The organism is Kitasatospora sp. NPDC048722, assembly GCF_040650235.1.
Classification (GTDB): Bacteria; Actinomycetota; Actinomycetes; order Streptomycetales; family Streptomycetaceae; genus Kitasatospora.
In genome coordinates this window covers 199,675-222,341 of the sequence record NZ_JBEZGX010000001.1, presented here as the reverse complement: position 1 = coordinate 222,341, position 22,667 = coordinate 199,675, and the positions used below count along the sequence as shown (strand labels likewise).

General features: G+C 73.8%; 20 protein-coding genes. 12 read left to right on the top strand and 8 right to left on the bottom strand.

Annotated features, from left to right (window positions below):
* Window positions 1-376: 376 nt before the first annotated feature.
* From AB0C76_RS00950 to AB0C76_RS00940, 3 genes are all read right to left on the bottom strand, one after another.
* Window positions 377-829 (bottom strand): hypothetical protein, encoded by a 453-nt coding sequence (locus AB0C76_RS00950; RefSeq protein WP_359957571.1) that lies wholly within the window; start codon window positions 827-829, stop codon window positions 377-379.
* Window positions 822-2,942: a protein kinase gene (locus AB0C76_RS00945; RefSeq protein ID WP_359957568.1), complete on the bottom strand. Its 2,121-nt coding sequence runs from the start codon at window positions 2,940-2,942 to the stop codon at window positions 822-824. The genes AB0C76_RS00950 and AB0C76_RS00945 overlap by 8 nt, the downstream gene beginning before the upstream one ends.
* A gap of 296 nt (window positions 2,943-3,238) precedes the next feature.
* On the bottom strand, window positions 3,239-4,132 hold the full coding sequence (locus tag AB0C76_RS00940) for an alpha/beta hydrolase (RefSeq protein WP_359957566.1): 894 nt from the start codon (window positions 4,130-4,132) through the stop codon (window positions 3,239-3,241).
* A 429-nt stretch (window positions 4,133-4,561) separates the two neighbouring features.
* Here AB0C76_RS00940 and AB0C76_RS00935 point away from each other — a divergent pair, with 429 nt between their 5' ends.
* A complete protein-coding gene (locus AB0C76_RS00935; RefSeq protein WP_359957563.1) occupies window positions 4,562-4,972 on the top strand; it encodes a hypothetical protein in 411 nt (136 codons plus the stop codon).
* Window positions 4,973-5,015: 43 nt separating this feature from the next.
* Here AB0C76_RS00935 and AB0C76_RS00930 read toward each other — a convergent pair whose 3' ends face one another.
* The gene (locus tag AB0C76_RS00930; RefSeq protein WP_359957560.1) at window positions 5,016-5,774 is read right to left on the bottom strand and encodes a dienelactone hydrolase family protein; all 759 of its coding nucleotides are present in this window, start codon (window positions 5,772-5,774) and stop codon (window positions 5,016-5,018) included.
* Between the two features lie 203 nt (window positions 5,775-5,977).
* Here AB0C76_RS00930 and AB0C76_RS00925 point away from each other — a divergent pair, with 203 nt between their 5' ends.
* A complete protein-coding gene (locus AB0C76_RS00925; protein WP_359957558.1) occupies window positions 5,978-6,409 on the top strand; it encodes a DUF6191 domain-containing protein in 432 nt (143 codons plus the stop codon).
* Here the strand turns inward: AB0C76_RS00925 and AB0C76_RS00920 are convergent.
* Both AB0C76_RS00920 and AB0C76_RS00915 read right to left on the bottom strand, forming a co-directional pair.
* Entirely contained in the window at window positions 6,370-6,774 is a 405-nt protein-coding gene (locus tag AB0C76_RS00920; protein WP_359957555.1) for a VOC family protein, read from the bottom strand. The genes AB0C76_RS00925 and AB0C76_RS00920 overlap by 40 nt on opposite strands.
* A gap of 82 nt (window positions 6,775-6,856) precedes the next feature.
* On the bottom strand, window positions 6,857-7,708 hold the full coding sequence (locus tag AB0C76_RS00915; RefSeq protein WP_359957552.1) for a (2Fe-2S)-binding protein: 852 nt from the start codon (window positions 7,706-7,708) through the stop codon (window positions 6,857-6,859).
* A 284-nt stretch (window positions 7,709-7,992) separates the two neighbouring features.
* On the opposite strand from AB0C76_RS00915, the gene AB0C76_RS00910 reads away from it, so the two are divergent.
* The 10 genes from AB0C76_RS00910 (at window position 7,993) to AB0C76_RS00865 (ending at window position 20,374) form a co-directional block, all read left to right on the top strand.
* Window positions 7,993-8,958, top strand: coding sequence for an iron ABC transporter permease (locus AB0C76_RS00910; RefSeq protein ID WP_359958085.1), 966 nt, complete (start codon window positions 7,993-7,995; stop codon window positions 8,956-8,958).
* Window positions 8,955-9,992 (top strand): iron ABC transporter permease, encoded by a 1,038-nt coding sequence (locus tag AB0C76_RS00905; protein WP_359957549.1) that lies wholly within the window; start codon window positions 8,955-8,957, stop codon window positions 9,990-9,992. Before AB0C76_RS00910 ends, AB0C76_RS00905 begins: the two co-directional genes overlap by 4 nt.
* A complete protein-coding gene (locus AB0C76_RS00900) occupies window positions 9,992-10,930 on the top strand; it encodes an ABC transporter ATP-binding protein (RefSeq protein WP_359957547.1) in 939 nt (312 codons plus the stop codon). The genes AB0C76_RS00905 and AB0C76_RS00900 overlap by 1 nt, the downstream gene beginning before the upstream one ends.
* A 115-nt stretch (window positions 10,931-11,045) precedes the next feature.
* Entirely contained in the window at window positions 11,046-12,044 is a 999-nt protein-coding gene (locus AB0C76_RS00895) for an iron-siderophore ABC transporter substrate-binding protein (protein WP_359957544.1), read from the top strand.
* Window positions 12,045-12,318: 274 nt separating this feature from the next.
* The gene (locus AB0C76_RS00890) at window positions 12,319-13,527 is read left to right on the top strand and encodes an ATP-grasp domain-containing protein (protein ID WP_359957541.1); all 1,209 of its coding nucleotides are present in this window, start codon (window positions 12,319-12,321) and stop codon (window positions 13,525-13,527) included.
* Window positions 13,524-15,239 (top strand): IucA/IucC family protein, encoded by a 1,716-nt coding sequence (locus AB0C76_RS00885; RefSeq protein ID WP_359957539.1) that lies wholly within the window; start codon window positions 13,524-13,526, stop codon window positions 15,237-15,239. Before AB0C76_RS00890 ends, AB0C76_RS00885 begins: the two co-directional genes overlap by 4 nt.
* Complete coding sequence (locus tag AB0C76_RS00880; protein WP_359957537.1) at window positions 15,236-16,477, top strand: MFS transporter; 1,242 nt, start codon at window positions 15,236-15,238, stop codon at window positions 16,475-16,477. The genes AB0C76_RS00885 and AB0C76_RS00880 overlap by 4 nt, the downstream gene beginning before the upstream one ends.
* On the top strand, window positions 16,474-18,180 hold the full coding sequence (locus tag AB0C76_RS00875) for an IucA/IucC family protein (protein ID WP_359957534.1): 1,707 nt from the start codon (window positions 16,474-16,476) through the stop codon (window positions 18,178-18,180). The genes AB0C76_RS00880 and AB0C76_RS00875 overlap by 4 nt, the downstream gene beginning before the upstream one ends.
* Window positions 18,177-19,379 carry a type III PLP-dependent enzyme gene (locus AB0C76_RS00870; RefSeq protein WP_359957532.1) on the top strand — a complete coding sequence of 401 codons (1,203 nt, stop codon included), beginning with the start codon at window positions 18,177-18,179 and terminating at the stop codon, window positions 19,377-19,379. Before AB0C76_RS00875 ends, AB0C76_RS00870 begins: the two co-directional genes overlap by 4 nt.
* Before the next feature lie 197 nt (window positions 19,380-19,576).
* A complete protein-coding gene (locus tag AB0C76_RS00865; RefSeq protein WP_359958082.1) occupies window positions 19,577-20,374 on the top strand; it encodes an inositol monophosphatase in 798 nt (265 codons plus the stop codon).
* An 81-nt stretch (window positions 20,375-20,455) separates the two neighbouring features.
* On the opposite strand, the gene AB0C76_RS00860 is transcribed toward AB0C76_RS00865, so the two are convergent.
* Window positions 20,456-21,709: a cytochrome P450 gene (locus tag AB0C76_RS00860; protein WP_359957530.1), complete on the bottom strand. Its 1,254-nt coding sequence runs from the start codon at window positions 21,707-21,709 to the stop codon at window positions 20,456-20,458.
* Between the two features lie 44 nt (window positions 21,710-21,753).
* Window positions 21,754-22,608 (bottom strand): tRNA-dependent cyclodipeptide synthase, encoded by an 855-nt coding sequence (locus AB0C76_RS00855; protein ID WP_359957528.1) that lies wholly within the window; start codon window positions 22,606-22,608, stop codon window positions 21,754-21,756.
* Between the last annotated feature and the right edge of the window lie 59 nt (window positions 22,609-22,667).

Here is a 22,667-nt window from a genome sequence, read left to right as displayed (position 1 = left end):
GGACAAACCGGGGCGTTCCGGCCGCCCTTGCAATGGGTTGCCACCCGAACGATGCCCGCCGGCCTGCGCCGATGCCGCATCGGCCAACCAGCGCGCGGGACATGACAGGTCGCCAGCAGAGTTTTACACGCCTGTAAAACTTTCGATACGGAGTCTTGACGTCCACTTGGCGAGGTCCCGCCACCGGTCGCGCTTGTTCGTGGCCGAGGGGTCTGCTAGCCCCGCTGACTTGCGTGTTCGCCCGACTCCGGTGCGCAGTCGGGTAGTTGGGGCGTCGCGGAGATTTCTCCCGATGGTCCGTACCAATGAGGCGGAGAAGGCTCTCAGGCGACCCGGCCGCCCCGACGGGTGTAGCGAGCGGGGTGCCCCCGTCCGGTCATTCGGTCGGCGGAAGCGCGAACAGGTCGCGGCACTCGGTGAGTTGGAGGAGCGCGATGTCCTGCAAGGGCTGCGGATCGTCGACGACGATCCGCAGGATCTCGCCCGCCGGTGAGAGACCGTCGGGGCGGTCGAGGACGCGGCGCCCGGGCAACGGCCCGCACCGGCCCGCCCCCGCGTCCCGTAGTCCGGGGGCGAGGACACCGTCGCGGTCCAGCAGCACGCCTGCCGCTACCGTCACGTCCCGGACGTGACGGAGCGCGTCCTCCTCGCTCGTACCCGGGTACAGCTCGCGGAACGCCGCCCGGGCCGCGGCCAGGAAACGCTCCGGGTCGACGACCACGACGTCCCGGCGGGTCCGCACACTGATCGTCATCCCGGCGACGGGCTGGTGCGGTTCCTCCTCGCCGCAGCCGCCGACGTGGTCCGCGGTCTCCGGGGCGTCAGCCACTCGTGAGCCGCCACTGCTGGGTCGCGAGGCCGCTGGTGCAGGCCGTCATGGTGACGCGGCTGCCGACGCCGTTGGCAGTCAGGCACCGCGCGCCGCCGTTCTCGGCCAGCGTGTACGTGCCCCCGGTCGCCGGCCGGACCACCCAGGCGGTCAGGTAGCTGAACCCGGGGTTCAGACCGGCCGTGCCGTCATCGTTCTGGACGAGCAGGGGACCGCCCTTGTTGCAGGCGTTGTAGTTGGTGTAGTCACCCGGGCCCAGCGTGCCGATCCAGCCGTACTGCGAAGCGCCGCCCAGGACCGCCGGGTTGCCGGCCGACAGGTTGTCGTTCTGCAGCCCGAGCGGGAGGTTGTACGCCACGTTGACGATGCTCACCCAGTCGTTGCCGCCGCACGCGGTCGGCCTGGGCTTCGTCGGCGTCGAGGACGAACCGCCACCGGAGGGCGAGCCACCGCCCGACGCCACTCCACCACTCGCCACCGCGCCGCCCGCCGCCGCCCCACCGGGCTGGGGCTGGGGCTGGGGATTGCCGTTGCTGGCGGGCTGGTTGCCCGTGCCGCCGGCCCCGCCGCCACCACCGCCCGTCGGGTTCGACTGGCCACCCGACGCGCTGCCACCCGACACGCTGCCACCGGACGCGGTGCCGGCACCCCGGCCACCACCGGACGCCGCCGCGTTGCCGCCCGCCCCGCTGCCGGGCGCCGGCACGGGTGCCGGCGGCTGGTTCGCCGGGTTCGGCGGCTGGTTGGGGGCGGCGGACGCGCCCGGGGCGTCGGTCGGGGACGGGGTGGCCGCCGTCGTGGCCGCCGCGGACGGGGTCGGTGCGGTGTCCGTCCCCGACGTGCCGGGCGCGCCCGGTGTCGCCGGGGCCGTGGCGACGGTCGGCTGGGCGCCGGGTGGTGTGTGGGCACCCGCACCGCCGGGGCCGCGGTCGACGAGCAGGACGGTCGCCGTGCCCACCGAGATGACGACCGGGATGATGACGGGCACCAGCATCGCGCGCCGCGACCGGCGCCGCCCCGGTTCGGTGGCCTGCTGCGGGCCCACCTTCGCGACCTCGTTCGGCGCTCCCCCGTCGGCACCGCCGCCGTCCTTGCCCGGCCGGCCGCTCTTGCTCTCGGCACCCGCCGAACCCGCCTCGGCCTCCTCGTCGGCTGCCGCGGCAGCAGCAGCCGCGGCAGCGGCGGCCAGGGCACGCGTCACCACCTCCTCCGGCACCACGTCCGCGCCCCGGGCGCCGATCGCCGACCGGGCCGCGGCGGCCATGGCGGCCGCGTCGGCGTAGCGGTCCTCGGGCTTCTTCGCGAGCGCCCTCGTCACGAGGAGGCGCACCGCGGGCGGGAACTCCGCTGGCAGCTCCGGCGCGGGCTCGCGCACGTGCTTGAGCGCCACCTCCAGCACGCTCTCACCCTCGAACGGCGGCCGCCCGGTGAGGAGTTCGTGGCCCACCACGCCGATCGAGTACAGATCGGAGGCCGGCACGACCCCACCTTTGCCCTCGGCCTGCTCGGGCGCCATGTAGAGCGCGGTGCCGATGATCGCGTGCGAGGCGGTGATCTTGGTGCTGGCGACCGCGCGGGCGATGCCGAAGTCGGTGATCGTGACATGGCCGTCGGCGCGCACCATCAGGTTCGACGGCTTGATGTCGCGGTGGACGATGCCCTGCCGGTGGGCCGCCTGCAGGGCGTCCAGCGCGGACGCGAGCAGGGCGAAGGCGCGCTCGGGGGCCATCGGGCCGTCGGCGGCGAGGACCTGGTCGAGCGGGCGGCCCTCGATCAGCTCCATGACGATGTAGGCGCAGCGCTCCCCGTCGTCCCCGTCGCCCCCATCGGCGGCGGCGTCCCCGCCGGAGGCGCCGCGGCCGCCCGAACCGCTCTCGCCGTAGTCGTACACGTCGACGATCCCGGGATGGTCGATCGCGGCGACCATCTGCGCCTCGCGCCGGAAGCGCCGGACGAACGTGCCGTCCTCGAACAGCGCCGAGTGCAGGATCTTGACGGCGACCTGGCGCGCCAGCACGCCGTCCTCGGCCCGCCAGACGGTGCCCATGCCCCCGCCGCCGATCCGCTCGGTGAGCGTGTAGCGCCCGCCGAGCACGGTCCCCCGTCCCGTCATCCCCTGCCCCCAGATGTCATGACCCTCCCCAGCGGGCCTTCGGGCACACAGTGTGCCAGAGGGTGCCGCGGGGCCATCACCCGCCGTGCGAGCCGGTCCGGTCCGGTGACAAGGGCGTTTCGCACACGCTCGGCATACCGGGCACACGGGTTGCACCGGGATCCACCGGGCGTACCGGGGCGCACGCTGCTGCGGCGGGCACGCCAGGCGCCGCAGGACCCTCCGTGCGCCTCGTGCGCCCGCCGCTCCGGACACGGCCGTGTCCCGGGCGCGTGCCGCCTCAGGCACTGGTCGCCTCAGGCGCGCGCCGACTGCCGGGCGTGCTCGGCGACTTCCAGCACGGCCGCCGTCACGGCCCCGGGGTCGTCGGCGTGGATGACGTGACCGGCGCCGCGCACGACGATGTGGGTGCCGCGGGTCGCGCGCTCGGCGATGCGCGACTGCAGGAGCGTCCAGCGGGTGCGCAGGACCGCCGGCAGACCCTCGGTCGCGCTGAGGACGGCCACCGGCACGTCGGTCGTCGGTGCGGCGGAGCGGCGGCGCCGGATCTCGGGCACGGCGAGCGCCATCAGCCGGTTCTCGGCGACGGCGGTGCGCCACTGGTGGCGGCCCGGGCGGACGGCCCCGGCACCGGGAGCGACGGCCGACCGGAGCAGCCCGATCCGTACCATCGCGGCCTCGGCGGCGCGGACGGCCGGCGAGTGGAACTCCTCGTGCGCCGGATCCACCAGGACCAGGCCTCCGACGAGCTCCGGCCGCTGCCAGCCGACGAGTTGGGCGAGCAGGCCGCCCCAGCCCTGCCCCGCCAGCACGCACGGGCCGTCGTCGAGGTGTTCCACCAGGGCGACCAGGTCGGCGAGTTGGGTTTCCAGAGTCAGGCCCGCGTCGAAGCCGCTCGCGCCGATCCCGGCCCGGTCGTACGCCACGACCCGTCCGAACCGGGCGAGTTCGGGCAATACGGGCGCCCACGTGAGCGCCGGCGCGCCGCTGCCGGTCACCAGGACGACGGTCGGCCCTCCCCGACCCGCCTCCACCCAGCGCAAAAACCGGCCCCCGAGGTCCAGTTCGCCCTGGCGGACCCCACCGGGAACCCGCTCCGACAGGGCCGCCACCACCGGCGGCACCGTCGCGCCGCCGCTGCGCCGCGGGCGCGAGGCCGTCCGGGCGCGCGCAGCCGCCCCCACAGTCATTTCGTGCACAGTCCGGTTCCCCCCTGGAACTCTGGAACATGGATCGTCGTGATTCGTGATGAATCGCCGTCACGGGTCGCCGTCACGGATCGCCGTCGCAGCCGGGCCGTCACGGATCTCGGTCAAGGGACCACCGCCACGGCTCGCCGGGACGCACCGCTGCGCCCGAGCGGATCGGCCGGCGACCGGCCCGCAGTGCCGGATGCGCGGGTCGGTCCTCACCGCTCGGCGGCGCCGGGGCGCCTCCCCGGCCGCCCGTACGAACGGCGGCCCCGGCGGCCCCGGACGACGTGTGCCGCCGGACCGACCTTGACCGCCCGGACACACCGTAACCCGAACACTTCGTGTCCGTCGCGTGAGTAATGCGCAAAGAGAGAGTGCGAACAACCCGGAACGGACATACGCGGCAAACGACCGTAGGCTCCCGGCATGCACAGCAGCCTGACCGACCACGCACGGTGCCTCTACGGCGACGAGTACCGGCCCGAAGCGGTCGCACCCGGCCCCTGCACCGAACCGGACCACGACGAGGGCTACTTCATCGAGTCGCTGACGTTCGCGGACGCCGACACGATCCTGGCCATGCTTCGTGAGCTCTGCCCGTACCTCTGCGACGGCTACCTGCCGGTGCGGATCCGCAACCTCGCCTACCGACTGGTGCTCCTCCAGCGCCCGGACGAGCCGGACCTGATGCGCGAGGCCGCCATGAGCCTGATCCTGCACGGGCCGGACTGGGACGACGTCGCGACCGAACTGCGGAGGCGCGCCGACGCGCTGGAGGAGTGCGCCGACGCGCCCGGGCCCGGAACCGCCGCCGCCCCGCCGGACGAGCGCGGCTGACGACCCGGGCGAAGGTCCCGGAATCAGGTGCTGTCAGGCGGCGTCAGGCGGGAAGCGTGCGCTTCAGCAGGTCGAGCAGCGCCGTCCAGTGCCGGGCGTCGGCGGCCTCGTCGTAGCGCGTGGTGTCGGCCTGCGTGTAGCCGTGCAGGGCGCCCTCGTACACCTCGGCGCGGAATCGGACGCCGGCCTCGGCCAGCGCCTCGGCGAGGCGGGCGATCTGCTCGGGAGGCAGCGACGGGTCGTCGTCGGCGTGACCGAAGTACAGCTCGGCGGTGATCAGGTGGGCGCCGAGGTGCGGACTGTCCGGCGTCTCGCGCGCGAGGTTGCCCCCGTGGAAACCGGCCGCGGCGGCGACCCGGTCCGGGTGGGTGGCGGCCATGCGCAGCGCGTGCACCGCGCCCCGGCAGTAGCCGGTCAGCCCGACGGGGCCGTCCTTGACGAGCGGGCACTCGTCCAGCCAGGCCAGGTAGGCGTCCGCGTCGCGCCGGTTCACCTCGGGGGTGAGGGTGTTGAGCAGCGGGACGAGCTTGTCGAAGACGGCCGGGTCGTTGTCCGGGTCGATGACCTCGGCGTAGTCGATGACCGGCGCGCGCCCGTGCCGGTAGTAGGCGTTGGGGACGAGGACGGCGTACCCGGCCTCGGCGAGCCGGTCGGCCAGGGCCATCAGGTAGGGCCGGAGTCCGAAGGCGTCCATGTGGACGATGACGGCCGGGTGGGCCAGTGCGTCGTCGGGGTGGACGAAGTAGGCGTCGGCGACGCCGTCCGCCGTCGGGATCTCCACGGTGGTGCCGCGCACAGTCATGTGCTCGCTCTCTGTTCTGCCTGCCGGTCCGGTTGTCGCACCGGTCGTACCGTCTCTCGACGTCGGGCGGCAGGGTAGCCGGTGGGCCGGGGTTCGGCCCGCGAGTTGTGCGGCTCCCCGGACCACCGGCTCCGCTTCGACCGCCCGGGCTGCGGGTCCTGCGGACGGGAACGACCGTACGACCGGGTCACGTTGAGACCACCATGGGGATGATCGTGGGAACGGCGGCGGTGGTGGCCGCGATCGCGGGACTGGTGCTGATCGCGGCGCTGCAGATCCGGGGTGAGGCGTCGCCCCGGCGCGGCTCGAAGTCCGGTGCCGGGGGCGCCGCCGGGGGTGGGGGTGGCGGCGGGTTCGGCCTGGGAGGCGGCATGATGGAGGAACTGCACGCGCTCTTCAGCTCCGGCAAGCAGGTGCAGATCGAGCAGCGCCGGGAGCAACTGGTGCTGCGCGACGACGCGCACGCCGGAGCACCGCCGAACTTCGGCGTGGACCTGGAGGCGGGCGTGGCCGTGCTCCCGGCCGCACCGTCACTCCCGGCCGCGCGGACATCCCCGGCCGCGCCGACATCCCCGGACGGGGACCGGCCGTCCGGTCAGGCGCCCCAGGTGCGGGAGCAGAGCACGAGCCGGTAGCCGTCCGGGTCGGATATCGTCACGCCGTGCGCGTCCCAGTAGGGGTTGTTGGACGCGACCCGGGTGCCTCCGGCGGCCTCCAGCCGGGCGACGAGTTCGTCGTCCACGGGCGCGCCGAGGTAGACGACGAACAGGTCGTCGACGGTCGGGGCCGGTTCCAGCGGGTGCTCCGGGTCGTGGGTGAGCTCGAAGTGCCAGCCTCCACCCGGAGGGCCCACCATCAGCAGGTCGTGCTCGCCGGGGACGCGCTCGGTGGTGCGCCAGAGCACGTCGAGGCCGAGGCCGCCGGCGTAGAAGCGCTCGGCCGCCGCGAGGTCCCGGGAGGGGCGGGCGATCCGCACCCGCGTCGTCGCATCGATGATCACGCGGGGAAACCTAGCAGCCGGCACTGACAGCCCGCCGGAACACCAAGTCGGCCCCGGGCCGCCGGCGCCGGGCCACGGGCCGTCAGAGCCGAGACATCCGCTCCTCGTCGGAGGTGCGCGGGCAGGTCAGGCAGGCGACGGCGTCCGGCGCGACGGCGTAGTAGAGGCAGCAGCCGAGCCGCGTCCGGGTGGGGTGACACCGGCCGTCGGGGGTGTGCAGACGGCGGAAATCGGCCGCGCCGGGAAGCGGGAGCGTGCCGCCGGGCAGGACGGCCCCGGCGGCGGCGACCGCCGCGTCCTCCTCGTCGAGCATCCTGCCGAGGTACCAGATGGCGGAGGCCAGGTCATCCGTGACCATGCCCCAGAGCGCGCGGTCCCGTCGGCGGGTGGGCCCGGCGAAGGCGGCGACCAGCGGTTCGGCGTGCGCGACGACGGCGGCGCGCAGTTCGGCCCGCAGCTCGTCCTCGCCGAGCGGTCCGCCGGAACGGCCGACGTGGCCGCGCGGGCGCAGCGCGAGGTCTCCGGTCGGGGCGTGCAGCCAGAGGTCCGCGGGGTCGACGGCCGGGACGCGCCGGGCGAGGTGCCAGGGGCCGGCGATGAGCAGGCAGGCGGACCACACGTAGTGGTGCAGCAGGCGTGACGCGGTGACGTGCGGCCGGGCGGCGCGGCCGTGGCGGTCGGCGATGCGGGCCTCCTCGCCGGCCAGCGCAGCGGCCAGGGCCGTGTCGTCGCAGGCCAGTTGGGCGCCGGAGTACCAGCCGTCGGCGGCCGACGGGTCGGGGTCGGCCGGACCGAGTACGCGCAGGACGAGCGCGGGGCAGAGGTCGCTCAGGCGCCGGTAGTCCGCGAGCAGTGGCGACGCGGGCGTCGTGAGCGGGACGGGCGGCATCGGCGCCGCGAGCGCCGCCGCGGGCATGGGTGGTCCGGGGATCATCGAAACTCCCGAGCTCTGCTTCCCGAGATCGGATAAGGTGAGGCTCACCTTACAGACTTTCAAGCCGCCCGCGATACACCCACCCAAGCGGCACTCCACCCCAACTCCACTCCACCGCACTCCACTCCACCGCACCCCACAGTCGCCGACAAGCGAGATGTCCGATTTGTCAACGGTTGACGAACTTAGGCAAAGCTAACCTAAGATGTCGACTCGTGTTGAGAACCGATCCGACGGCTTCCACGGCCCCCGCGACGCCCCGGCGCCCTGCGCTCCGGCAGCCCCTGCTGCTGGCCGCCGGCCTGGGCGCGCTCGTGCTGTGCGCCGCGCTGAGCCTCGCGCTCGGCTCGCGCGCGATCCCGCTGTCCACCATGGCCGACGCCCTGACCGGCACCGCCCACGGCGGTGACGCCGACGTGGTGACGGGCCTTCGGGTCCCGCGCACCCTCATCGGGCTGGCGGTCGGGGCGGCGCTCGGCGCGGCCGGGGCCGTCGCCCAGGGCGTCACCCGCAACCCGCTGGCCTCGCCGGTCACCCTCGGCATCAACGCGGGCGCGAGCCTCGCCGTCGTCGCCGCGATCTACGCCCTCGACCTCACCCGGCCCGCCCAGTACGTCTGGTTTGCCTTCGCCGGTGCGGCCCTCGCGGCCGTCGCCGCGTACGCGATGTCCCGCCGCGGCGGCGACCTCGACCCGGTCCGGCTCGCGCTCGGCGGCACGGTGCTCACCGTCGTGCTCACCTCGTGGACCTCGGCGCTGATGCTGGCCAGTCACCGCACGCTCGACGAGGCCCGGTTCTGGCTGGCCGGCTCGATCGCCGGACGGCAGCTGGACACCCTCACCCCCGTCCTGCCCTTCCTCGTGGTCGGCCTGCTCGGCGCGTTCGCGATCTCCCCCGCGCTCAACGCGCTGGCCCTCGGCGACGAGGCGGCCCAGTCGCTCGGCGTGCCGGTGGCCCGGATCCGGGTCGCCGGCGGGCTCGCCGTGGTCCTGCTGGCGGGCGGCGCGGTCGCCGTCGCCGGACCGGTGGCGTTCATCGGACTGGCCGCCCCGCACCTCGTCCGCCCGCTCCTCGGCAACGACCACCGCTGGCTGCTGCCCGGCTGCCTGATCGCCGGTCCGCTGCTGCTGCTCGCCGCCGACGTGCTCGGACGGCTCGTGGTCCGCCCGTCCGAGATCGAGGTCGGCATCGTCACCGCCTTCCTCGGCGCGCCGCTGCTCGCGGTGCTGGCGCGGAAGGTGGCCCGGTGACCGCGATCGCCGCCGCCCCGACGGGCGCGCTCACCCGCCGCCGCGTCCGCACCGCCGCATGGTCGGTGCTGGCCGCCGCCCTGCTCGTGCTCCTGACCGGCATCGCCCTCGGCACCGGGCAGGTCAGCATCTCCGCGTGGGACGCGCTGCGCGCCCTCGTCGGCCAGGGCTCGCCCGGGGACGTCCTCGTCGTGCAGGAGTTCCGGGCGCCGCGCGTCGTGTCCGCGCTGATCGCGGGCGCCGGGCTGGCCATGGCCGGCTCGATGCTCCAGCGCCTCTTCCGCAACCCGCTGGCCTCCCCCGACACCATCGGCGTCACCGGCGGCGCCTCCTTCGGCGCGGTGCTCATGCTGGCCACCGGCGCCTCGCAGCAGCTGATCCCGCTCGCCGCGCTCGGCGGCGGACTGCTCGCCGCGCTCCTCCTCGGCGGCTTGGCGTGGCGCTCCAAGCTGGCCGTGACCCGCCTGGTCCTGGTCGGCCTGGCGGTCCAGCAGGGCCTCGCCGCCGCCGTGAACCTGATGATCGTACGGTTCCCGGCCGAGCTCGCCTCCTCCGCGATGCAGTGGACCACCGGCTCCCTCTACGGCCGCACCTGGACCGAGGTCTCGATCGGCGGCACCGCCATCGGACTCGCCGCCGCCGCCGTCGTGCTCTGCCAGCGCCGCGTCGCCGTCCTGGACCTCGGCGACGACTCCGCCGGCGGCCTCGGGCTCGACCCCGGCCGCGACCGGATGTGGCTGCTGCTGCTCACCATCACCCTCGCCTCGCTCGCCGCCGCCCTCACCGGGCCGGTCGCCTTCGTCGCCCTCGCCGTCCCGCACCTGGTCCGGCTGCTGGCCGGGCCGCCCACCCTCGGCACGCTCGGACTCACCGCCCTCACCGGCGCCGTCCTGTTGCTCGGCGCCGACCTCCTCGTGCTCCACGTGATCCCCGTCCACGGCCTGCCGGTCGGTGCCGTCACCGCCACCCTCGGCGCGCCCTGGCTCCTGGTGCTGATGATCCGCCAGGGCCGGCTTCCCCAGAGGAGCAGCTGATGACCGTCCCCGAGACGCCCCTTGCCGAGCAGACGGCCGCCGAGACGACGGTCGCCGAGACGACGGCCGCGGAGAAGGCGACGGGGGAGAAGACGACGGCGGACGCGACCGTCGGCGGCACGAACCGCCTCGCCGCCCACGGGCTCGGCCTGCGCTACGGCGACCGCGTGATCGTCGACGGGCTCGACCTCGAACTGCCCGGCGGCGCGGTCACCGCGATCGTCGGCCCCAACGCGTGCGGCAAGTCCACGCTGCTGCGCGGACTCGTCCGCCTCCTCGATCCGGCCGCCGGGACCGTCACCCTCGACGGCGCCGACATCCACCGGATGCCGTCCCGGGCACTCGCCAAGCGACTCGGCCTCCTGCCGCAGCAGCCGGTCGCGCCCGAGGCGATCACCGTCGAGTCGCTGGTGCGGCTCGGCCGCTACCCGCACCAGCGGATGCTGAGCCCGTGGTCCAGGGCCGACCAGGCCGCCGTCGAGGACGCCCTGGCCCGCACCGGCACCGCCGAACTGCGCGACCAGCAGGTCGACCGGCTCAGCGGCGGGCAGCGCCAGCGCGCCTGGATCGCGCTCGCGCTCGCCCAGGACACCGACCTCCTGCTCCTCGACGAACCGACCACCTTCCTCGACCTGCGCCACCAGCTCGACGTCCTCGACCTCGTCGCCGACCTGCACGAGGAGGCCGGGCGCACCGTCGTCATGGTCCTGCACGACCTCGGGCAGGCCGCCCGGTACGCCGACCACCTCGTCGTCCTCAAGGACGGACGGCTCGCGGCCGCCGGGGCACCGTCGGAGGTGCTGACGGCCGAGCTGGTGGAAGCCGTCTTCCAGGTGCCGTGCCGAGTGGTGCCCGACCCGGAGACGGGCACGCCGCTCGTCGTGCCGCGGGCGCGGGAGCGTACTCGCGCTCGCGCTCGCGCATCGGCTGCGGTCTGACCTCCTCGACGGGCCGCGTTCTCGTGCCGCTTCCCCTTCCCCTCCCTCGTCTCCTCCCTCTTCGTCTCCACCCTCTTCGTCCCCGCTCTCCGCTCGACCCGATCCAAGGAATCCGATGAACCGCCGACTGCCCGCCGCCGTCCTCGCCGCCACGCTCTCCACCGCGCTGCTCGCCGCCTGCGGCAGCAACGGGGACGGCGCCAAGGCCGGCGGCGACTCCGCCTCCTCGTCCGCATCCGCCGACACCGCCGCGGGCTTCCCGCGCAGCGTCAAGCACGCGGCCGGCACCGCCGAGATCAAGAGCCGGCCCAAGCGCGTCGTGGTCCTGGACAGCGGCGAGTTGGACGACGTCACCCTGCTCGGCATCACCCCGGTCGGCGCCGTCTCCCCGCACATGAAGACCGAGGGCGGCTTCCCGGACTACCTCAAGGACAAGATCAAGGACACCAGGGACGTCGGCCCGATGAACGAGCCGAACCTGGAGCTGATCGCCTCCCTCAAGCCCGACCTGATCCTGTCCTCCAAGGTCCGCCACGCCAAGGTCTACGACCAGCTGAACGCGATCGCGCCGACCGTCCTCGCCGAGACCACCGGCTTCCCCTGGAAGGAGAACCTCGCCCTCTACGCCCAGGCCCTCGGCAAGGAGGACGAGGCGAAGAAGGCGCTCGCCGACTACCAGGCGCGGGCCGCCAAGCTCGGCGAGGAGATCAAGGCGAAGAACGGCGGCACGATGCCGACCGCGTCCGTGGTCCGCTTCGTGGCCGGGCCGACCCGCCTGTACGCGAAGGCCTCCTACAGCGGTGTCGTGCTCAAGGACGTCGGCCTGGCCCGCCCGGCCTCGCAGGACGTCGACAAGAACATCGTCGAGGTGAGCGCCGAGCAGATCAACCAGGCCGACGCGGACCTGGTGTTCGTCACGACGGCCGACGACCCGTCGAAGACCAAGGAGAGCGAGGTCCAGCAGACCCCGGTCTGGCAGGGCCTCAACGCCGTGAAGAACAACAAGGTGTTCACCGTCCCGGACGAGACCTGGATGTCCGGCATCGGCGTCCAGGCCGCCGACGCCATGCTCGTCGACATCGCCAAGGCCGCGGGCGTCGAGGCCCCGAAGTAGCCGACGGCGGCCGGCTCCGGCAGCGGGGCCGGCTGCCCCCGCCCCCCCGGCCCGGCCCCCTGGACCACCGGACTGCCGGACTGCCGGACTGCCGGTAGCGGGCGGGGGACGGCGAACAAGTCCGGAGTGACAGATGACAGCAAACAGATAACAGATTTCGAAATCTGTCATCTGTTCGCAGTCCGCCGTCTCCCGTCAGCCGCCCCCTTCCACCCGCCCCTCCACCCGTCCGCCGCCACTCGCCCGCCACCACCCCAGCGAGGACCTCCACGCCATGCGGCTCTACCTGCTCGCCCTCAACCCCACCGACTCGGTCACCTCCGGTTTCCTGCCCGCCGCCGCCCGGCTCGGGCTCGACGTCACAGTGCTCACCGACTGCGCCGAACCCCACCGGCGGGCCTACGCCTCCCTGCCGTTCGCCGCACCCGAGGTACTGGAGTGCGACGTCCGGGACTTCCGCGCCGTGGTCAGCCTGATCTCCCGCCACCACGCGCCGGACGCGGTGTTCAGCAACAGCGACCACCTCCAGACCCAAACGGCCCTCGCCGCCGAGTACTTCGGTCTGCCGGCCAAGGACTGGAAGGCCGCGCTGCGGGCCAAGGACAAGGGTCAGCTGCGCCGCCACCTCGCCCTCACCGGCCAGGACACCGTCTGGTCCGCCGAGCTGGCCCCCGACCAGGACCCGGCCGAGCTGGACCCGCCGTTCCCGTGCGTCGTCAAGCCGCGCGAGGGAGTCGCCAGCGAGGACGTCACGCTCGTCGCCGACGCCGCCGAACTCGCCCTGCGCTGCAAGGAGATCCAGCACCGCAGGGCCGGCACCACGCTGGTCGTCGAGGAGTTCCTGGACGGACCGCTCTGCACCCTGGAGACGCTCGGCGACGGCCGCACCCGCCACGTCCTCGGCGGCTTCCGCACCCGGCTCTCGCCTCCCCCGGACTTCATCGAGGAGGTCCTGGAGTTCGTCCCCGCCCACCCCGCGGCCGTCGTCGGCCAGGTCCTCGCCCAACTCGACGCGCTCGGCGTCGGACTCGGCGCCTGCCACACCGAGTTCGTCGTCCAGCCGGACGGCCGTGCCCGGATCATCGAGGTCAACTACCGTGCCATCGGCGACCAGTGCGACCTCATGCTCGCCGAGATCCTCGGGATCCCGCTCTTCGAGCACATCCTGAGCGTCCACCTCGGCCGCGAACTCCCTTCCGGCCTGGCGGATTTGTGCGCCGCCACTCCGCGCCGCGCCCGCAACGAGGTGGTCTGCGCCGACCGCGCCGGTGTCCTCACCGCCGCCCCCGCCCCGTACGACGAGGAGCGCGACGGCGTCCGGCTCGCCTACCGCCCGCTGCGCCCGCTCGGCGAGCGGCACGAGCACTACCGCACCAACCGCGACTACCTGGGCGTCATCTGGGCCCTCGGCGAGGACCAGGGCGCCGTCGACGCCGCCGTCGCCCGTTTCCTCGCCGCCAACCGCTGGGAGATCGCCCCGTGACCGCCGCCGAGCAGCTCACCCTTCGCGTGCTCTCCGCCCTCGTGCGCGAGGACGTCCTCGGCCTGCGCACCCACGGCGCGGTCGAACACCGGGCGGACGGCCCCTGGCTCGTCCTCTGCGACGCCGAGCTCGCCGTGCCCGTCGCCCCCGAGGGATTCCAGTCCGAGTACGCGGCGCGCCTGCCCCTCGTCGACCTCGCCGGTCGCCGACTCACCGACCCGGAAGCCATCGTGGCGAACCTCACCGAGCTGGCCGACCTCGAGGACCGGCCCGGCTGGACCGCTCTCGCCGAGGAGTGCCGCCAGACCCTCATCACCATGGAACTCCACGAGCAGGTCCGACCCGAGGTGCACGCACGGCTCACCGACCTCTACGGCGCCGACCCGGCTGCCTGGAACGGCGCCGCCGCGAGCCTCGGCCACGACACCCTCGCCGCCTACCTCGACCACCCGGTCTACCCGACCGCACGCGGCCGGGCCGGTCTCGGCGAGGCCGAACTGCGCGCCTTCGCGCCGGAGTTCCACCCCGCCTTCGAGCTGCGCTGGCTGGCCGTTCCCACCGCCGCCGTCACCGCCCACGGCGCCGAGCCGCTCCCCAGCTGGTGGCCCACCCCGGCCTGGCTCGGCCTCGGCGACGCCTGCCCCGGCGACGGCTGGACCACCCTTCCCGTGCACCCGCTCACCGTCGGCGCCCCGCTCGACGAGGCCCTCGCGGCGACCGGCCTGGCCGGTCGCGCGATACTCGCCGACCGCCCGTACCTGACGGTCGTGCCCACGCTCTCCATGCGCACCGTCGCCGTCGCCGACGACCCCGCCTGCCACCTCAAACTCCCGCTCGCCACCGCCAGCCTGGGCCGGCTCAACCGCCGCACCATCAAGCCCGGCACCCTGGTCGACGGCGCCGCCGGACAGCGCCTGATCGAGGCCGTGCTGGCCCGCGAACCGCGCTTCACGGGCCGGATCCTGCACGCCGACGAGCAGACCTACGCCCACGCCGGGCACGAACTGCTCGCCGTGCTGCTGCGCCGCTACCCGGCCGGGCTCGGCCAGGCCGTCACCGTCCCGCTCGCCTCCCTGCTGGCACCTGCGCCCGGCGGCCGGCTCGTCATCGACCACCTCGCCGACCGCTTCTACGGCGGCGACCCGGTCGCCCTCTACGACGACCTGCTGGCGCTGCTGATCGACTGGCAGACCACGCTGTTCGGCTACGGCATCGCGCTGGAGTCGCACCAGCAGAACACCTCCCTCGTCCTGGACGAGGACGGCCTGCGCCTCCTCTACAAGGACGACGACGGCCCGCGTGTCCACACCGGCCGTCTGACGGCCACACTCGGCGAACTCGCCCCATCTTCCGAGGAGTTCGACGACGCACGGATCTTCGGCGAGGACGACCGGGCGCTGACCGACCTGTTCACCACCATCACCGGCCACCTCTGCACCGCCTCCCTCGCCTTCGGCCTCGCCGACCACGGCCGCGCCGAACTCGGCGACGTGCTCGCCCTGTTGCGCAAGCGTCTCGCCGAAGCCGTCGACCGCCTCGGACCGGTAGGCGCGCCGCTGCGCACGAGCCTGCTGGACGCCGAACGGCTGCCGGTCAAGGCCATGGTCACCGCCGGTACTCTGCTCACCAAGCAGCGCTCGGGTGCCGCCGACATCAACAAGCACTACACGAGCGGCCCCAACTACCTCCTGGTGAACGGCCTCCCGCGATGACCGCGGACGTGGAGGCCCTGCCGCGGCGGAGGCCCGTCGAGGCCGGCGGCTCCGACGGACTCGGCCGCCGTCAGGTGCACGCCGTCGCGGCCTGCTACTTCGTCGCCTCCTTCGCCGCGCTCGGCCTGCCGCCCTACCTGACCGCGATCCTGCCCACACTCGGCGACGCACAGGCCCGCTGGGCCGGCGTGCTCTACATCGTGCCGACCGTGTTCAGCGCACTCGGCGCTCCGCTGTGGGGCCGGCTCGCCGACCGGTTCGGCCGCAAGCGCCTGCTGCTGCGCGCCCAACTCGGGCTCACCGTCTCGTTCCTGCTCGCCGGTGCCGCCGACAGCCTGCCCGCGTTCACCGTCGCGCTCGTCCTCCAGGGCTTCCTCGGCGGCACCTTCGCGGCCACCAACGGCTACCTCGCCGCCGCGCTCGGCGGCCCCCGGCTGTCCCGGGCGCTCACCCTGATGCAGGGCAGCGCGCGAGCGGCACTCGTGGCCGCCCCGATCCTGGTCGGCGCGCTGTCCCCGTGGATCGACCCGCACCGCCAGTACCTGGTGATGGCCGTACTCCCGCTCGCCGCGGCGCTGTTGCTGTCGATGCTGCCCGAGCCCAAGGCCACCCGCCGTGCCGACGTGGCCACGGCCGGCGCCCCTGCGGCCGAGGCCGAACGCAGCGCGCCGGTCTCCCTCCGGCCGCTCTACGCCTTCGAGTTCACCTTCGTCTTCGCCACCGTCATCTCCTTCCCCTACCTGATCACGCTGGCCCAGCAGCGCCTGCCGGGCGTCTCGGGCACCACCACCGGCGTGCTCTTCGCCCTGCCGCACCTGTGCTACCTGGTGTTCGCGGCCCGCACCCACACCGTCTTCCACACCCGCCCGCACACGGGGATCGCACTCGGCTTCGCCTGCGTCACCGTCGGCCTCGCCGGACACGCCGTCGCCTACTCACTGCCGGTGTTCGTCGCCGTGCGGCTCCTGCTCGGCGCCGGGCTGACACTCGGCCTGGTCAGCCTCGCCGTCCTGGCCGCCGGAGCCGCCGAGGGCCGCCAGCCCGGCCGGATGTTCGGCACCCTCGAACTCGTCTCCAAGGGCGGCGCCGTCGCCGCCGGTGCCGTCGCCGCGCTGGCCAACGACCGGTTCGGCGCCGCCGCCCCCGTGGTCGCCGGCACCGCCGCCGCCCTGCTCGCCGCCCTCGCGGCCACCGCACTCACCGTCCCGTCCGCCCGTCAGCGCTGGAGTCGCCGATGACCCACGAACTGCCCACCGCCGACGACGCGGTGGCCCACACCCTGCTCAACTGCCTGCTGCGCGAGGTCTCCGCCCCCGAGCACCAGACCGCCGTCACCGACAACCGCCTCCAGATCCGCCTCCCCCGCCGGGGCGTCCTCCTGCGGGCCGCCCTGCGCCGCACCTCCTTGCTCGGCGCGCACCGCTTCACCGGCCCGGTCGAGATCGAACGCCGCAGCGGCTGGGAGGAGTTGGACTGGCGCGAGCTCGCCGAGCACGTCCAGGGCGAACTCGAACTTCGCACCGGCACGGTGAACGAGGAGTTCACCGACCAGGTCGCCTCCAGCCACGAAGGCGTCCGCGCGGGCCTGGCGCACAGGCCGCCCGGCGGACGGGACCGCTACCTCGACTCCGAGCAGGCCCTGCTGTTCGGGCACCGCTTCCACCCGGCCCCCAAGTCCCGCTCGGCCGCCCGGGGCGAGTGGCGCGACTACGCCCCGGAGTCGCGCGCCGCGTTCCAGCTGCGCCACCTGGCCGTCCGCGAGGAACTCGTGGCCGGACACTCGCTCGACGCCGCCTCGACCGCGCTGCTCGACGGGCTCGGCGAGGTGCCGGCCGGTTACCGCCTGCTGCCCGCCCACCCGTGGCAGTACCAGCTCATCGGCGATCACCCGCTGTTGCGTGGGGCCCTGGCCAGCGGCGATGTGCTCGACCTCGGCCCGCGCGGCGAGGAGTTCGCCGCCACCGCCTCGGTTCGCACGCTCTACGGCGCGGACGCGTTCCTCAAGTTCAGTCTCAACGTCCGGATCACCAACTGTCTGCGCAAGAACGCCGCGTACGAGCTGGCCGGCGCCGTCACGCTCACCCGGGTGCTCGCCCCCGCGCTCACCGACCTCGCCCGGCGCTTCCCCGGCGCCGCGATGCTGCGCGAACCCGCCTACCGCACACTGGCGTTGCCCGGTGCGGACGGCCGACCGGACCAGTCGCTGTTCGAGGGCTTCGGACTCATCGTCCGCGAGGGCCTCGGCGGCGTGCTGCGGCCCGGCGTCACGCCGCTGCTCGCGGCGGCCGTCGCCGACGAACATCCGACGAGCTCCGCACACATCTCACAGCTGCTGGACGGAAGTCCGGACGGCCGCGAGGCCCTCGACTGGTGGCACGCCTATCTGCGCCTGCTCATCCCGCCGGTGCTGGCTGCCTACTTCGACCACGGCGTCGTCCTCGAACCGCACCTGCAGAACGTCCTCATCGGCGTCGACACCGCCGGGCACCCGACCCAGGTGCTCTTCCGCGACCTGGAGGGCACCAAGCTCGTCCCCGAGCAGAACGCCGCCCTGCTCGCGGCCCTGCCGCCCGAGGTCGCCGGACCGATGACGTACGACGCCGAGCGCGGCTGGGACCGGGTCGTCTACTGCCTCCTGGTCAACCACGTCGCCGAGCTGCTCGCCGCGCTCGCCGACCGTCACCCGGAGCTGGAGGGCGCCCTCTGGCAGACGGTCCGGGACACCCTGGAGGAGTACGCGGCCGCCCACGGCCGCCCGCCGCGCCTGCGCGCACTGCTCGCAGGCGTCCCGCTGCCCGCCAAGGCCAACCTGCTGACCCGCTGGGAGCGCAAGGCCGACCGCGAGGCCGGATACGTCCGGCTGCCGTCGCCGCTCGCCGGGTCCGTGCTCGCGGAAGCCGCCCGGATGCCCTTCACCGTCCCCGTTGGGAGCGCCCGATGACCGAGTCCGTCCGCCGGCACGTCGCCGAGCTCACCCCCGACGAACTCCCCGCCTACGTCTACGACCTGGCCGCACTGCGCGACCACGCCGCGGCCGTGCGGGCCGCGCTGCCGGAGCGGGTCGAGCTGTACTACGCCGCCAAGGCCAACCCGGAGGCTCCGGTACTGGCCGCAATCCGCGAGGCCGTCGACGGCTACGAGGTCTCCAGCGGAGGCGAGTTGGCGCACGTGCGGGCAGCCGTGCCCGGCGCTGCCCTCGCCTTCGGCGGGCCCGGGAAGACCCCTGCCGAAATCGTGGCCGCCGTCGACGCGGGCGTGCACCGCTGGCACATCGAGAGCGAGCAGGAACTCCAGCGGCTGGCCGCCGTCCTCGCGGACCGGCCCGGCACGGTGGTCGACGTGCTGCTGCGCGTCAACCTACCCGTCGGGACGGGCACGTTGGACGCCGTGGCGCTCGCGATGGGCGGACGGCCGACACCGTTCGGACTCGACCCGGACCGCGCCGAGGAATGCGTCCGCCTCCTCACCGGCGACGGCCCGATCGGCCGGCGGCTGCGCCTGCGCGGGGTGCACGCCCACCTCGCCAGCGGTCTGGCCGCAGCCGAACACCTCGCGCTCGCGGAAGGGATCGTGGAGTGGTCGGCCGCTCTGGCCGAACGGCACGGCTTCCCGCTGGACGAGGTCAACGTCGGCGGCGGCATGGCCGTCGACTACGACGATCCGGGCCACCGTTTCGACTGGACCGCCTTCGGCGAAGGGCTCGCCAAGCTGCTCGACGCCCACCCCGGCCTGACCCTGCGGATCGAGCCCGGCCGCGCGCTCACGGCGTACTGCGGCTGGTACGCGACCGAGGTGCTGGACGTGAAGACCAGCCACGGCGAGGACTTCGCGGTCGTCCGTGGCGGCACCCACCATCTTCGGACCCCGGCCACGCGCGGACACTCTCAGCCGTTCGAGGTCCTGGCGGTGGAGGCGTGGCCGCACCCGTGGCCGCGTCCCGCGGTGAAGACCGGCCGCGCCACGCTGGCCGGCCAGCTCTGCACCCCGAAGGACGTCCTCGCGCGTGCAGCCGAGGGCGCCGACGGCCTGCGGCCGGCGGACCGGGTGCTGTTCGCGATGGCGGGCGCGTACGCATGGAACATCTCGCACCACGAGTTCCTGATGCACCCCTATCCGGGCTTCCACTACCTGGGCCACTGACCGACGTCCCGAGGCTTCCCGCGGACCCGGACCGCGGCACGGCACCGGACGCCGACGGAAGAGAACCGACGACGAACAGATGACAGCTGACAGATTTCGAAATCTGTCATCTGTCAGCTGTCAGTCGTCACCCCCGCAGGTCACCCCCGCACGGTCGTGCGAAAGTGGTAGGCAGCGAAGGGAGCGCGGACGTGCTGATGGACAGGGTGGCGGAGATTCTCGCCGAGGCTTCGGCCGAGGCGGTGGAGCCGCGTTTCCGCGCGCTCGCGGCCGGCGAGGTGATGGAGAAGGCTCCCGGCGAAATCGTGACGATCGCCGACCGCGAGGCCGAGGCGATCATCGAACGGCGGCTGCGCGAGCTCCTGCCCGTCCCCGTGGTCGGCGAGGAGGCCGTCGCCGCCGACCCCTCGCTCGCCCACGCCCTGCGCTCCGAGCCCGCCGTCTGGCTGGTGGACCCCGTCGACGGCACCTCCAACTTCGTCGCGGGCCGCCCCGACTACGCCGTCATGTGCTCCCTCGTCCGCAGCGGCCGGACCGTCGCTTCCTGGATCTGGCAGCCGTCCACCGCCACCGCCTACCGCGCCGAACTGGGCGCCGGCGCCTGGCGCGACGACGTCCGCCTCACCCGCGCACCGGCCCCCCACGACCCCGCCAAGCTGCGCGGCATCGTGAAAAGCCGCTTCCTCGACCCCGACCACCGCCGCCGCCTCGAAGCCAACGCCGCCGCCTTCGGCGAGCTCTCCCCCGGCCGCAATGCCGCCGGCATCGAGTACCCCGACGTCGCCGACGGCCACACCGACTTCGTCTTCTACTGGCGCACCCTCCCCTGGGACCACGCCCCCGGCGGCCTGCTGCTCGCCGAGGCCGGCGGCGTCGCCGCCCGCATGGACGGCAGCACCTACCGCCCCGAGGCCCCCGGCTGCGAGGACGGCCTGCTGGTCGCCGCCGACCCGGAGACCTGGGAGCTGGCCCGCGGCATCCTCATGGCCGACTGAGCCCCGCTCTCCTCCCCTCTCCGAAAGCCGCGGAAGGCCGCCGAAGGCCGCTCACCACAAGGCCGCTCATCACGCGACCGGTCACCACACGACCGGAAGCCGTTCCGGCAGCCGCTTGATGAACCCCGGCCGCCACGCCAACTGCTCGGCCGGAAGTGCGAGCCGCAGGGCGGGCAGGCGCTCGACGAGCGCCGTGATCGCGATCTCGGCATGCGTGCGGCCGAGCGCCGAGGCCGGGCAGAAGTGGCGGCCCGCCCCGAACGCGAGGTGCGGGTTGCTCGTCCGGCCGAAGTCGATCCGCTCCGGGTCCGGGAAGACCGCCGGGTCGTAGTTGGCGCCCTCGACCAGGATGAGCACCAGCTCGCCGGCCTTCACCTCCACGTCCCCCACCTGAACGTCCTCGAGCGCGAGGCGCGGCAGGGCATCGCCGATCGACAGGTTGACCCGCAGCAGCTCGTCCACCGCGGCTCCGATCAGCGCGGGCTCGGCCCGCAGCCGGTCGGCGAGTTCGGGCTGCTCGCACAGGTAGACGATCGCGTTGAGCAGGAAGGACGACGTCGAGACGGCGCCCGCACCGAAGAGCGACAGCGCGACGGTGGCGAACAGTTCGTCGCTGACGCGGTCCGAGACGTCCGGGGAACGGCGCAGTTCGGCGAACCGTCCGAGCAGGCCCTCCGCCGGCTCCGGGTCCGCGTTGAGCTGCCCGACCATGTAGCCGAGGTCCTTGTACCAGTTGGGAGTCGCGCCCGCGAACGGCGTCGGGCTGGTGATGAAGGCGACGTCGATGCCGGCCATCAGCCGCCGCCAGTCGTCGCTGGGGATGCCGAGCAGGCGGCAGTGCAGGGCCGCCGAGTAGGGCTCGGTGAAGCCGTCCCGGAGTTCACCGGGGGCGCCCTGGGTGACGAGCCCGTCGATCAGCCGGTGGGCCTCGGCCCGGAGCCAGCCGTCGAGTTCGCGGTCGGCGCGCGGGGAGAGCGTCTTCATGACGGCGTTGCGCAGCCCGGCGCTGTTGATGTTGCCCATGTTGTTGACCACCTCGGGCGGGATGGTCAGCGCGTACTGGCGCGGGACACCGGGGTTGGCGGTGTCCTTGAGGCTGAACCGCTCGTCCTCCAGCACCTGCTTGGCGAGCGCGTAACTGCTGACCAGCCAGGCCGGGTCGTCGGTCAGGGTACGGACCTTGGCGATCGGCCGCTCCTCGCGCAGCACGGCCGCCTCGGCCGGGAAGACGTCGCCCCGGCGCGGGAGCGGAAATTCGGCGTACGGGCACGTGGCGCCCTGCGGTGCGCCGTTCGACGTGGCGGGCGCGGTGGTCACCGGGTCGGTGACGGTCATGGGTGTGGCTCCTCGGAGAGATGGTTCGAGCGGCTTGGGGTCGGTCACGCGGCGCGCGCGGACAGCGTGCGCTCGGCGTCGAGTGAGGCACCGGGAACACCATCGGACCCGGCGTCGGACGCGACCTCGGACGCGACCTCGGACGCGATGCCGGTCCGCGTCGCGGCCGGGCGGATCACCGCGTAGCCCTGGCCGGGCATGGCGCGCAGGCCCTCGTCCCGGCCGAACAGGACGGGGGTGAGCGGGAGTTGCATGTGGTAGCAGATGACGGACGAGGGCACGCCCAGCAGGGCCGGGGTGTCCAGGAAGAACGGCAGCTCGGCGGAGATGTACCGCATTCCGGCGGCGAGTTGGGGCTCGCTGGGCGCGAGTCCCTCGTCCAGCCGGGCCGCCAGGAAACCCCGGGCCATGCCCTCCGCCGCGTCGCGGAAGGCCCGGTCGGCATGGAGGGCGTCGACGATCTGCCCGTGCAGTCGCTGGTACACGGGGTCGCCGGTGAAGGAGGAGAGGGCGTGCACCCGGACCTCGTCCCGGCGCCCGGCCTCCTCGACCCCGCGCTCGATCCGCCGGGCCGTCGCCTTGATCTCCTTGAGCGCTCGGCGCCCGGCGTGCTCGGGGGTGTAGCCGAAGGACTCGAACTGGGCGCTGACGTGCAGGTCGGCGTAGACGATGTCGGTTCGATCGAAGAACCGACGCCCCCATCCGAGGAGTTCGGCGATCCTGCGGTGGCTGAAATAGCTGTTGCCCGGGCTGACCCCGATGAGCAGGTGCTCTCCGCGGCGCCAGATCTCGCGGCACCGGGATGAGTACGGCAACGCCTCGTACGCGGCCGGGAATCCGGCCAGGCACCCACCGGCTCCGGCGGTTATCGGGGCTTCGTCCGGGAGGGATTCACGCATGCCTTGCCTCCGCTTCACAGCGATCGTCACAGGACCGTTTTCAGGGGGGAATTACCGCG